Genomic DNA, 12,282 nt, shown 5'->3' on the forward strand with positions numbered 1-12,282 from the left:
CCTGGAGCGGGCAACGGGACGGCGAAGACCGGTCCGAGGGCCGCTACAATCCCTATGCCTCGCGCGACCTGGGCCGCTCCGGGTCTTCCTCTGTATGGGATGGACGGCAGGGATACGATGCCTATGGCCGCCCGACGAGCGGGGTGGGGAGCGAAAACCAAGGGACGGTCTATTCGGGCGGCGAGCTCGGTTCAAAGCGCACCTATGGGGCAACTCCCGGCAGCGGGCTCCTGCTCGATTCCCCCTATCCGCAGATCGATTCGCAAGCACCCAAATACGAGCGACGCACCGGCGCGGAAGAGGAAAAGCGGCCCGGAAGCTATACGCCCTACAAAAGCCCCTACCAAACCCGCCGCGAACAGCAGCAGCAAAAGAGCTGGAGCGGGGTCGATTCCACCACGAAGAAACAGGAATATCAAAAGCCCAACACCTTCGAGCAGTGGAAGTCCCGCAACAAGACCTACGATCCTACCGCGGACGATGCCTATATCGACGAGATGATGAAATCGAACCGAAGGTAGAGCCCTACAGCTCTTTGTAGTTGATCACTTTGCCATCGACGAGCATCACTTCGTATTTAACGTCCGTGAGCGTGCGGCTGAAGGATTTCGCCCGTTGGTCCATGCTCGCATGGCTATCCATCGAGGTTTCGCTCATCGGAAGCGGCTCTTCCACGTAGGAATAGTACAGGAGTTCCGCACCATCCTTGTCGACCGTGTAGTCGGGTTCCCCCAGTAGCTTAACCACTTGGTCGCGGGCCATGCCTTCTTTGACATCGCTCAATTTCCAGGGGACGAAGGTGGTTGCGCATCCCGCAAGAAACAGCACCACGGCGGCTAAGATCATGTTCAATGTTTTCATGCGGGCATCCTAGCCACAACACTTGAAAATGTCTATTCCGATTCCGGTTCTTCCGCAGTGGTTTGCGTCTCCTCGGGAGGGGCGACCGGACTTTCCGCTTTCTCGCTGCCTTCCGGCAGCTTGCCGGTTTTCATGATGGAATCGACTTCGGCGAAGTCCAGCACCTCGCGCTCGATGAGCAATTCCGAAAGTGCAACCAGCTTGTCCTGGTTGTCGGTCAGGATCTTCATGCAGGCATCATACGCTTGCGTAAGGATGCGCTGGACTTCCTGGTCGATCTTCTGCGCGGTTTCTTCGCTGTGTTCGTGCGCACCGTTGATGCCTTGTCCGAGGAAGACGGGCTGGTTGCGGCTACCCAGGTTCTGGGGGCCGAGCAGTTTGCTCATGCCGTATTCGCAAACCATTGCGCGGGCGATTGCGGTGGAACGTTCGATGTCGTTGTGGGCCCCCGTCGTCACATCGCCAAAGATCAGTTCTTCCGCGGCCCGACCACCCATGAAGGAGATGAGGTCGGCTTCGATCCGTTTTTGCGACTGGGTGTAGCGGTCCTTTTCAGGCAACTGCATGGTTGCGCCCAGGGCCCGGCCGCGCGGAATGATCGTAACCTTGTGGATCGGCTCGCACTCCGGCGTGCAGTACATGGCAATGGCGTGGCCCGCTTCGTGGTAGGCGGTAAGCTTCTTTTCTTCCGAATCAAGCACGTGGCTGCGGCGCTCGCGGCCCCACATGACCTTGTCGCGGGCTTCTTCCATATCCTCCTGCTCAACGAAGTCTGCCCCGCGGCGGGAGGCCAGCAAGGCCGCCTCGTTCACCAGGTTGGCCAGGTCGGCCCCCGAGAAGCCCGGCGTGCCGCGCGCCGATCTTTTCAAATCGACCTTGTCCGAAAGGCGCACGTTGCGCGAATGGATGTTGAGAATCTGTTCGCGGCCTTCGAGCGTCGGCAGATCGACCACCACTTGGCGATCGAAACGGCCCGGGCGCAGCAGGGCGGGGTCGAGCACGTCGGGCCGGTTGGTGGCCGCAACGATGATGATCCCTTCCTGCGTGTCGAAACCGTCCATCTCGACCAGCAGGGCGTTGAGGGTTTGTTCGCGTTCGTCGTGCCCGCCGCCGATGCCGCTGAAACGGCTGCGCCCGACCGCATCGATCTCGTCGATGAAGATAATGCACGGGGCGTTCTTTTTGCCCTGTTCGAACATGTCGCGCACTCGCGAGGCGCCGATGCCGACGAACATCTCAACGAAGTCGGAGCCGCTGATGGTGAAGAAGGGGACATCGGCTTCGCCGGCGACGGCCTTGGCCAGCAGGGTTTTCCCCGTGCCCGGCGAGCCGGAAAGCAACACGCCCTTGGGCATCTTGCCGCCAAGCTTCTGGAACCGCTTCGGATCCTTCAGGAACTCGACCACTTCCGCCAGCTCCTCCTTGGCTTCGTCAACGCCCGCCACATCCTTGAACGTGATCTTGTTCTTGTCTTGCGTCAGCAGTTTCGCGCGGCTCTTGCCGAAGCTCATTGCGCCGCGCCCGGCATTCTTCATCTGGCGGATGAAGACAAAGTAGATGATGCCGAAGATCAGGATGAACGGCACGATGTTGGCGAGGATCGAAACCAGCATGGTTTTCGGCTGCCGAACCTTGGTCTGCACCCCGTTTTCTTCCAGCAGCTCCAGCAGCTTGTCCGTCAGGATCACTTCCGACCGAAACTGCGTCGTGCCCGATTCGTTGAGCTCGGTGGATTCGCCCTCGACGTAGTAGTTGCCGGCGCCGTCGTGCGAAATGACCGCTTTGGAAACGCGGCCCCCCTTCACCATGTTGATGAAGTCGGTGTACTCGATCTTGTTGGACTTGTTCGTGTCGTCGGAAAACAGGTGGAGGACGGTCAGGAAAACCGCCATCATCAGGAACGAGATCGCCAGCCCGCGCATCGGCATCGGCGGCGGTCCCTTTTTCCCTGGCTTGCTTCCCTTTGCGTCTTTTTGTTGCTTGTCATCAGCCATAACTAAAATCTTTCCTTAAAAAAAACTCCGCGCAAACTACCACCGCCCCGGGGCGATTGCAACGCGTACACACACAAACCTTGGAGTCAGCCGCCGCCGTTTTGTTCAATGCGGACATGCACGGCTTTCCCGTTGCGGCCTTGCACCTCCCAGCCGCGCGCCGTGCGGTAGCCGGGCAACCAGATGATCTCGTGGCGGCAGACCACGACCGGGATGCGCGGGCGCTGCAGCCGCGGCACCTTTTGGTCGGTCAGGATATCCTGCAATTTGCGGCACCCCTCCATGCCGAACGGCTCCATGCGGTCGCCCGGTCGCCAGCCCCGCACCTCGATCGGCGAATCGCCGACCTTGGCGGCATCGAACGACGCCTCCGCCGGAAGAAGGCCGGCCCCGTTACCGTGGTCCTTCCGCCATCCGGTCCCGGATTCGATGGTCAGCCGGACGTGGGGCAGGCCTTCCGGTCCGTCCGGTGCCGGCATTGCTGCCGGCTCCACCTGCTCGAAACGCGGAATGCCGTATTCCACCACCACGCGTTGACGGTTGTTCAGCTCGAAAAAGGTGGTGCCCTGGCCGGCGGCCATCAGCCCCAGAATCTGTTCAACGGCGTCGAAGCCCGCCTCCTCCGCGCCGTTTTCGAAGAGCCATTTGCGGAGCATGCGCCGCCGCAACGCCTTGTTGTCGCACGTGGCGAGCGTCATTCCTTCCAGCTGTTTCTCCAACCATGCGTTTTCTTCCCGCAGGATTTCCATGGTTCGCAGCACCGTTTCGCGGATGTCGGGGTTCAGCGCCTTGGCCAGCATCGGCAGCACCGTGTGGCGCACGCGGTTGCGCTTGAAGCGTTCGTCGCAATTGCTGGCGTCTTCCCGCCACGCGAATCCCTGCGCTTCGAGCCAGCCGAGAATCTCGGCGCGCGGGATTGCCAGCATTGGGCGGATGAGTCGAAGGGGGCCGATTGATTGGGCGTAGGCCATGCCGCCGAGCCCCTCGGCGCCCGCGCCGCGCGCGAGTTTCAGAAAAAAGGTTTCCACCTGATCGTCGGCATGGTGGGCGAGCGCGATGGTCGATGGACCGAAACCGGCGAAAAATTCGTGCCGGGCCTGCCGGGCCGCCATTTCCAGCGATTGCCCCGTGCGTTCGGCCAGTGCCCTGACATCGATCGACTCGACGGAAACGGGGAGGCCCAGGCTGGTGGCCAACTCCCGGACAAATCGCTCATCCGCATCCGATTCCGCACCGCGCAACCGGTGGTTTACGTGCGCAACGGTGCAGGAAATCCCGAGGGCGTGGAATGCCCGCAACAGCGCCACCGAATCCGCGCCTCCGGAAACCCCCATCACGAGATGGGCTTTTTCCGGGAGTAACCCGTGACGATCGAGGGCCGTCCAAATTTTTTCCGGTAATTCCATGTCGGTAGAACATGCAGTAACCCCGTGGAAATGGAAGCCTAAAAGGTCGCCGGCGGGAGGGCATCGCGAAAAAAAACGCCGGATCGAAGTCCGGCGTTTTTTGGTTAACCCATTTTGCGGTCGGGGCTATTCCGCACCGCAGCATTTCTTGTATTTACGGCCGCTGCCGCAGGGGCAGGGGTCGTTGCGGCCGGCTTTGGGGACGGCCTTGCGGATGGGCGTGGGGGCGGGGGCCTGCGGCAAGTCCATGCCGGGCGGCGGGGCGCCCATCGGTTGACCCATGCCCGGAGGCGGGGCGTTTTGGGGTTGCCGTTGCGCCTGCGCCGACGCGGCCGCAAGGGCCGAGGCCTGCGGATGCCGCACCTGCATGCTGGAGAGCGACCGGAAAAAATCCTCGATCGCTTCGATGGAGGTGCCCGAGCGGAACATCGAATTGGCGATTTCCTCGTAGATGCGGTCCATCAGATCCATGAAGAGGTGGTAGGCTTCGCGCTTGTATTCCACCAGCGGGTCGCGCTGGCCATAGGCCTGAAGGCCAACGCTTTCGCGCAGGCTGTCCATGCTGCGCAGGTATTCCTGCCAATGCTCGTCGATCGACTGGATGATCATGTGGCGTTCGAGCCGCGTGAACGAGTCGGCGCTTTCATGGCGGGCCTTGAGATCGTAGGCCTTTTTCACGCGTTCCATCACGCATTCGGCCAGGCTGTCGGCGGTCTTTTCATCGGGGAGGTCGTGCTCGCGCATGCCGAGCGGGAAGGTGGTGTTGACCCAAATGATGAATTCGTGGATGCCCTGTTCCGTCTTCAGGGCCACGGCGTCGGCGGCGTGGGTGGCAATGGCCTGCTCGGCGGAGTGGTAGATCAGGTTGCGCGGCTCTTCGCTGGTCAGGGCCTCGGAGCGGAAGCCGTAGATCTCGCCGCGCTGGGCATTCATCACGTCGTCATACTCAAGCGTGCGCTTGCGCATCATGAAGTTTTGCTGTTCGACCCGGCGCTGGGCGGTTTCAATCGACTTGTTCAGCCAGGGGTGCTCCAGCACTTCGCCCTCTTCGATGCCGAGCTTTTCCATGATGTTCGAAATGCGGTCGGACCCGAACAGGCGCATCAGGTTGTCTTCCAGGGAAACATAGAAGCGGGTAACGCCGGGGTCGCCCTGGCGCGCGGAGCGGCCGCGCAACTGGCGGTCGATGCGGCGCGACTCGTGGCGTTCGGAGGCAATCACGTAGAGGCCGCAGGGACGCTCTTCGAGCAGCTTGCGCAAGGGTTGGCCATCGACCTTCGAATCGAGCGAGAATTCCTTCGACTGCAAATCCTTTTCATCGAGATAGACCACTTCCTTGCCGAGTTTGATGTCGGTGCCGCGGCCCGCCATGTTGGTGGCGATGGTCACCGCGCCGGGCTGGCCCGCGTTGGCGACGATCTCGGCCTCGCGCGCATGGTTCTTGGCGTTGAGCACGTTGTGGACGATGTTTTCGCGGCGCAGCATGCGGCTGAGCACTTCGGAGGTCTCGACCGCCACGGTACCCACCAGCACGGGCTGCTTGCGGGCGTGCGCCGCCTTGATTTCTTCGATCACGGCGCGGAACTTTTCGCGCTGGGTCTTGTAGACTTGGTCGTTGAGGTCGACGCGGCGGACCGGGCGGTTGGTCGGGATGACCATCACGTCGAGGCCGTAGATCTGGTGGAATTCGTCGGCTTCGGTCTCGGCCGTACCCGTCATGCCCGAGAGCTTGTCGTACATGCGGAAATAGTTCTGGATGGTGATGGTCGCGAGCGTCTGCGTTTCGCGCTCGATCGTCACGCCTTCCTTCGCTTCGACCGATTGGTGCAGGCCGTCGCTCCAGCGGCGGCCGACCATCAGGCGTCCGGTGTGTTCGTCGACGATGAGGACCTGGTTGTCCTGCACCACGTAGTCGACATTTTTTTCGTAGACGCAGTAGGCGCGGATCAGCTGGTCGACCGCATGCACGCGCTCGTTGCGCAGGGCGAAGTCTTCCTGGATCGCGCGGCGCTTCTCCATGATTTCTTCCGGGGAGAGCCCGGTGTCGCCGTCGAGCTCGGCCATGGCGGAGACCATGTCGGGCAGGACATACATTTCCGGATCCTCCGGATTCATCTCGGCGCAGCCCTTTTCGGTCAGTCCGGCGTCGTGGCCCTTTTCGTCGATGGTGAAGAAGAGTTCCTGCCGCAACTTGCGCGCCTGTTCCTTGCGCATGTCCGAAAGCATGGCCATCTGCGTTTTTTCGAGCAGCTTGCGGATTTTCACGTCCTCGATCATGTGCATGAGCTGTTTGTTCTTGGGCATGCCCTCGAACACCTGGTACATGCGCAGCGCGGCTTCGTCTTGGTCGCCGGCGTCGAGCAGTTCCTTAGCTTCTTGCAGCAGGCGGGTGCAGAGGTCGCGCTGGCGGCGCACGAGGCGCGCGGCGGCGGGCTGCAGCTCGCTGTACTGCGTGGACGAGTAGGGCGCCGGGCCCGAAATGATCAGCGGCGTGCGCGCTTCGTCGATCAGGATCGAGTCGATTTCGTCGACGATGGCGAAGTTGTGGCCCTTCTGCTGCACCATGTCTTCGGGGCTGTAGGCCATGTTGTCGCGCAGGTAGTCGAAGCCGAATTCGGAGTTGGTGCCGTAGGTGATGTCGCAGAGATATTGCTCGCGGCGCTCGGGCGGCGGCATTTGGTTCTTGAGACACCCGACCGAGAGGCCGAGCCATTTGTAGAGATGCCCCATCCATTCCGAGTCGCGTTGCGAGTGGTAGTCGGAGGTGGTGACCACATGCACGCCCTTGCCGGAAAGCGCATTCAGGTAGACGGGCAGGGTGGCCACGAGGGTCTTGCCTTCCCCGGTCGCCATTTCGGCAATCATGCCCTTGTGCATCGCCATGCCGCCGATGAGCTGCACGTCGAAATGCACCATCTCCCAGGAAATCGGATGGCCGATCACATCGACCTCGCTTCCGCAGAGGCGGCGCGCCGCGTTTTTGACGACCGCAAACGCCTCGAGTTCGATGTCCTCAAGCGTTTCGCCCTGCTGCAGGCGATCCTTGAATTCCTGCGTTTTGGCCTGCAACTGTTCGTCGGTCAGGGCCTTGTATTCTTCGTCGTAAGCGTTGATCTTCTCGACCAGCGGACGCATCTTCTTGAGGTCGCGTTCGTTCTTCGAGCCGAGTATCTTCTTCAAAATCCAATTCATGATGTTTCCTGTGTTTGCAAAAAGAGCATGAAACCTACCCCATTTACCCCCGCCCCACAAGCCGGTATTAGGAAAAGGGCGTTCATGGACGGGGGGTGTTGAAGAATTTCTTTAATGGAATGGATCTTGAAATCGCACGGGGCTCCCACTACCCTTGCGCCCTATGCAATATGAACGATCAGCCCCTATTCCGTTGGTGATTTACGGCGTTCCGTTCCATAACGTTACGTTCGAGGAGGCCGTGGACTGGATTATCGCCCGGGTCAAATCCGGGCGCCCGGCCAATATTGCCACGGCCAACCTTGATTTCGTGACCCGCGCCTGGAGCGATCCGGAGCTGCAACGCATCCTGATCGACGCCGACCTCGTGCTGGCCGATGGATTTCCCATCGTCAAGCTTGCGCCCTTCTTCGGGCCCGCGCTCAAGGACCGGGTGACCGGGTCGGACCTGACGCCCATGCTGGCCGAACGCGCCGCGAAGGAGGGGATGAGCATCTATGGCCTCGGCAGCGCGGCGGGCGTTGCCGAAAAGGCCATGGAGATTCTCAAGGCGCGCCATCCCGATCTGAAAGTGGCGGGGACCTATTCGCCGCCCTATGCGCCCTTGCTGGAGATGGACCACCGCAACATCCTGAAAAAGCTGGAGGTGGCGCGGCCGGATATCCTCTTCGTGGCGCTCGGGGCCCCGAAGCAGGAGAAGTTCATCAGCATGCACGTCCGCGGCTGGAACATCCCCGTGGCGATGGGGGTCGGCGCCTCGCTCGACTTCATCACGGGGGAACAAAAACGCGCGCCGCAGTGGATGCGCAACCAACACCTCGAATGGCTGTGGCGGATTTGTTGCAATCCCCAGCGGCTGTTTGTCCGCTATTGCGCCAACGTCCGTTTCCTGCTTTGCGCCTCCCGGCAAATGTTCCTGATCAACCGCATGGCCGACAAACCCCGCCCGTTCCAAATGTTGGACGAGAACGATCTGTTCGCGCTTGAGGACCAGGGCATCGCGGTCGAGCGGTTCCAGCGACTCGGCAGCGAGACGGCGGCCCGCGAATGGGTGCAACGCATTGCCGATACCGCGATGGGCATGAACGTGCTGGTCGATCTGCATGCGGTTCCCTGGCTCGATAGTTTGGAGTTGGGGGCGTTGCTCGAAACCAATAAAATCTGCCGGTCGTGGGGGAAGCGGTTGATCCTCTACGCGCCGCGTCCGAAGCTGCTGCGGCTGCTGGAGACCTGCCGGCTGACCGACTATTTCGACACCGCGACCCGCCGCGACGAGGTGGAAGCGATTGCGAACAACCTCACCGAGCACCTCGCCGGCGGCACCCTCTATACCGAGGGGGCGCTCACCCTGGAACTCCCGATGGAGCTCACGTCGGCCACGTTGCCCTACTTCGAAAAGGAAGCCGGCTTCATTCACCACGAACTGCGCGCGCAGGGCATCCTGAAAACCGTCGAGGTCGATGCCTCCCGGCTCGATTTCATCGACAGCTCCGGCCTCGGGTACCTGATCTCGCTGAAGAAAACCACGCAGGACGAAGGCGTATCCATGTCGATCGCCAACCTGCCCCCCAAGCCGCGCCGCACCTTCGAGATCGCCCGCGTCGATAAAATGCTTCTACACGCCTGAGGCAAGATTATGTGCCCGGCGGGTGGTTTCGGGCAGGCGGTATTTCGTGACGCACCGCATGACCAGCCTCGGCGCCGTGTCGATGCCGACGCGGTGCCCCGGCGAGATGTAGAGCGGCTTCGTGTTGGTGCGCGTGCGCAGCACCACGCCAATCTGCTCGTTCTTGTCCATCAGCGGAACATAGCTTCCTTTCGTCGACGGCACTTCGGGGTGGGTTCCTGTCAGACGCGACTTGGCGACGCCGATGGCGGGGATGTCGAGCAGCAGGCCCAGGTGGGCGGCGATCCCGAAGCGGCGCGGATGGGCAATGCCCTGGCCGTCGCACAGCAGTAGATCGGGCTGGGCGTTCAGCTTGAGCATGGCCTCCAGTACGGCCGGCACCTCCCGGAAGGAGAGCAGCCCGGGCACGTAGGGAAACGAAACCGGATGATGCGCAACCGCCGTTTCGACGACTTTCAGCGTCTGGAAATCCAGTATGGCGATCGCGGCCCGCGCCACCGTATTGTTCTTCGCAAATCCGACATCGATCCCCGCAACGGTTTTGATTTCGCCGAAAGCGTCCTCCAGCTTCAGTTTGCCCATCAGGGCTTTCTGAATCTGAACCGCTTCCTTCGGGCTGACATCCCAGGCATGCATAATTTTTGAAGAGTGAAACGTGAGACGTGATTACATTTTTTCAAATGCTTTCAAAAAGGCGTCGATGTGTTCTTGGGAGTGGGCCGCGGAGACGAAGGCGACTTCGAAGCCGGATGGCGGGGTATAGAACCCGTGGTCGAGCATGTGGTGGAAATAGGCCGCGTGCGCTTTCTGGTCGCACGCTTTCGAGTCATCGAGATTGTGCACCGCTTGCTTGCGGAAGAAGGGGGTGAACATGCCGCCGCGCTGGGCGCAGTGCAGGTCGAGCCCCTTTTCCGTCGCGATGCGGTTGATGCCGTCGGCCAGGCGTTTGCCGAGGATTTCCATTTTGAGGTAGGGCGATTCGTCGCGCAGCAGTTCGAGCGTCTTCATGCCGGCGGCCACGGCGACCGGGTTGCCGCTCAGGGTGCCGGCCTGGTAGACCGGGCCAAGCGGCGCGAGCGTCGACATGATTTTCGTGTTGCCGCCGATGGCGCCGATCGGCATGCCGCCGCCGATAATCTTGCCGAGGGTGGTAATGTCGGCTTCAACGCCGATGGTGTGCCCGAAGGTGGTCGGCGCCAAGCGGAAGCCGTTGATGACTTCGTCGAAAATCAGCAGGGTGCCGCATTCGGCGGTGGCGGCGCGCAGGCCTTCGAGGAAGCCCGGCTCCGGCTCGACCAAGCCCATGTTGCCGGCGATCGGTTCAACGATCACGGCGGCGATTTCGTCGCCGTTGGCCTTCAGGATTTCCTGCACGGCGGCGAGATTGTTGTAGGGCGCAACGAAAACCTCCTCGGTCGCGGCGGGCGAAACTCCGGCCGAAGACGAGATGCCGCCGGTCAGCAATCCGCTGCCGGAAGCGACGAGCAGGTAGTCGGAGTGACCGTGGTAGCAGCCGTCGAACTTGATGATCTTGCGGCGGCCGGTGTAGCCGCGCGCCAAACGGACGGCGGTCATGACCGCCTCGGTACCGGAGCTGACCAGCCGCACCATTTCCATTTCGGGAACCAGCGAGGTGACGAGTTCGGCAAACTCCGTTTCCGCCGCGGTGTTCGCGCCGAAGCTCAGGCCGTTGGCGGCGGCCTTTGAAACGGCTTCGACCACCTCGTCGCGGGCGTGGCCCAAAATCAGTGGACCCCACGAGCCGCAGAAGTCGATCAGTTCGGTGCCGTCCTCGGTCTGGACCTTGGCGCCCTTGCCCGACTTGAAATAAACCGGCGTTCCGCCGACGCCGTTGAATGCCCGAACCGGGCTGTTGACTCCGCCCGGAATCACCTTTTGCGCGCGTTCAAACCATTGTGCTGAGTTCATAAGAGAGTTCCTTTTGTTTAATCCGTGATCCTAGTGGAAATGCCGGTTCCTGCAAGCCGGCTTCGTCCGCCGCTGGTGGTTTCTACGTTGATTTGCGTTCCGATGCGCTCTTTCAGCGCGCCGACGTGCGAGATGACGCCGATGAGTTTGCCGTCCTGTTTCAATTCGGAGAGGGCTTCCAGCGCGGTTTCGAGCGCATCTTCGTCGAGCGTGCCGAAGCCTTCGTCGAGAAAGAGCGAATCGACGCGGATCGTTTTGCTGGCCATATGCGAAAGGCCCAGGGCGAGCGAAAGGCTGACGATGAAGCTCTCGCCGCCGGAAAGGTTTTTTACGGGGCGGATTTCGCCGGCCTGGTAGTTGTCGACCACGTTGAGGTCGAGCGGTTGCTCTTTGTCGCGGACCAGGAGGTAGCGGTCGCTCATTTTGGAGAGTTGCCGGTTGGCGTGCGAGACCATCAGCTCGAAGGTGAGCCCCTGGGCAAAGTTGCGGAATTTCTTCCCGTCGGCCGAGCCGATCAGTTCGTGCAACCGGTTCCAGCGGATGCATTCGAGCCGCTGTTTTTCAATTTCGCCCAGTTTGCTTTGGTGCAGTTCAACCGCCTTTTGGTTTTGTTCCAGGCGGCTCTTGAGGGTTCCGATCCGTTGCAGGTGCTCGTTGCAGGATTCCGCGAGGGCCGCATATTCCGCGGGCGCGGTTTCGGCATGGTTCTGTGCGCGTTCGGTCTGGAGCTGCTTGGACTTTTCGGCTTCGAGCGCGGCGAGGTGCGTATGGCGATGCTTGAGTTCGTCGGCGCGCGCTTCAAGCGCGGATTGCTCGGTTTCGTCGAGCCGGGCGGAGCGGTAGGCCGCCTCGTTTTCGAAGCCGGCGGCGTCGATGGCTGCGGCGAAGGCCGGATGGGCTTCGGCGAGCTCGGTCTCCGTTTCTTTGTTTCGGTTCTCCAAGGCCTGAAGGTGCTGACTAGCGAGCGAGAGAGCCTGCCGTCTGTCGGTCAGTTGCGTTTGCGCCGCCTCGGTTTGCTTGCGCGCGGCATCGAGCGCGGTTTGGGCATCGCGTTCCACGGTGTCGGGATCGCGCTCGCCAAAAAGGGTGGTCCGTTCCCCCTTGAGTTTTTCGATGGCGGCGCCGGATGCCGCCAGCGCTTCCGCCTTTTTGCGGATGCGCGTTGCATGCTGTTCGATCTGTTCCCGCTGGCCGGCAAGGGCCGTTTCCAGGGTCGAGAGGGTTTGCTTCAGGCTGCTGGCTTGCTTATCCGCCGCGACCCATTGGTCGTGGC

9 protein-coding genes are annotated in these 12,282 nt (G+C 61.5%); 2 read left to right on the forward strand and 7 right to left on the reverse strand.

What is annotated here, in order from left to right; all coding sequences use genetic code 11:
- On the forward strand, positions 1-521 hold a 521-nt coding region (locus ABYO54_RS07090), incomplete at its 5' end, for a hypothetical protein (RefSeq protein ID WP_372807548.1).
- 4 nt (positions 522-525) lie between these two features.
- Here ABYO54_RS07090 and bamE read toward each other — a convergent pair.
- From bamE to secA, 4 genes are all read right to left on the reverse strand, one after another.
- Positions 526-861, reverse strand: a complete 336-nt coding sequence (gene bamE / locus ABYO54_RS07095) for an outer membrane protein assembly factor BamE (protein WP_372807549.1) — start codon at positions 859-861, stop codon at positions 526-528.
- A gap of 32 nt (positions 862-893) precedes the next feature.
- The gene (gene ftsH, locus ABYO54_RS07100) at positions 894-2,855 is read right to left on the reverse strand and encodes an ATP-dependent zinc metalloprotease FtsH (RefSeq protein WP_372807550.1); all 1,962 of its coding nucleotides are present in this window, start codon (positions 2,853-2,855) and stop codon (positions 894-896) included.
- A gap of 86 nt (positions 2,856-2,941) precedes the next feature.
- Positions 2,942-4,189, reverse strand: a complete 1,248-nt coding sequence (gene tilS, locus ABYO54_RS07105; protein ID WP_372807556.1) for a tRNA lysidine(34) synthetase TilS — start codon at positions 4,187-4,189, stop codon at positions 2,942-2,944.
- 198 nt (positions 4,190-4,387) lie between these two features.
- Positions 4,388-7,453 carry a preprotein translocase subunit SecA gene (gene secA / locus ABYO54_RS07110; RefSeq protein ID WP_372807551.1) on the reverse strand — a complete coding sequence of 1,022 codons (3,066 nt, stop codon included), beginning with the start codon at positions 7,451-7,453 and terminating at the stop codon, positions 4,388-4,390.
- Positions 7,454-7,694: 241 nt separating this feature from the next.
- Here secA and ABYO54_RS07115 point away from each other — a divergent pair, with 241 nt between their 5' ends.
- Positions 7,695-9,080 (forward strand): WecB/TagA/CpsF family glycosyltransferase, encoded by a 1,386-nt coding sequence (locus tag ABYO54_RS07115; RefSeq protein WP_372807552.1) that lies wholly within the window; start codon positions 7,695-7,697, stop codon positions 9,078-9,080.
- On the opposite strand, the gene nfi is transcribed toward ABYO54_RS07115, so the two are convergent.
- From nfi to ABYO54_RS07130, 3 genes are all read right to left on the reverse strand, one after another.
- Positions 9,069-9,716, reverse strand: a complete 648-nt coding sequence (nfi, locus tag ABYO54_RS07120) for a deoxyribonuclease V (RefSeq protein ID WP_372807553.1) — start codon at positions 9,714-9,716, stop codon at positions 9,069-9,071. The two genes, ABYO54_RS07115 and nfi, sit on opposite strands and share 12 nt — an antisense overlap.
- A gap of 30 nt (positions 9,717-9,746) precedes the next feature.
- Complete coding sequence (hemL, locus tag ABYO54_RS07125) at positions 9,747-11,009, reverse strand: glutamate-1-semialdehyde 2,1-aminomutase (protein ID WP_372807554.1); 1,263 nt, start codon at positions 11,007-11,009, stop codon at positions 9,747-9,749.
- A gap of 17 nt (positions 11,010-11,026) precedes the next feature.
- Positions 11,027-12,282: SbcC/MukB-like Walker B domain-containing protein (locus tag ABYO54_RS07130; protein WP_372807555.1), on the reverse strand; the 1,256-nt coding region annotated here is incomplete at its 5' end.

The sequence above is a fragment of the Pontiella sp. genome, from assembly GCF_041622395.1.
In the GTDB taxonomy this organism is placed as follows: domain Bacteria; phylum Verrucomicrobiota; class Kiritimatiellia; order Kiritimatiellales; family Pontiellaceae; genus Pontiella.

What these genes read in the sequence shown, in the direction of transcription:
- bamE (WP_372807549.1), bottom strand. Translation starts at nt 861, where the DNA reads ATGAAAACATTGAACATGATCTTAGCCGCCGTGGTGCTGTTTCTTGCG.
- tilS (WP_372807556.1), bottom strand. Translation starts at nt 4,189, where the DNA reads ATGGGGGTTTCCGGAGGCGCGGATTCGGTGGCGCTGTTGCGGGCATTC.
- ftsH (WP_372807550.1), bottom strand. Translation starts at nt 2,855, where the DNA reads ATGGCTGATGACAAGCAACAAAAAGACGCAAAGGGAAGCAAGCCAGGG.
- nfi (WP_372807553.1), bottom strand. Translation starts at nt 9,716, where the DNA reads ATGCATGCCTGGGATGTCAGCCCGAAGGAAGCGGTTCAGATTCAGAAA.
- hemL (WP_372807554.1), bottom strand. Translation starts at nt 11,009, where the DNA reads ATGAACTCAGCACAATGGTTTGAACGCGCGCAAAAGGTGATTCCGGGC.
- secA (WP_372807551.1), bottom strand. Translation starts at nt 7,453, where the DNA reads ATGAATTGGATTTTGAAGAAGATACTCGGCTCGAAGAACGAACGCGAC.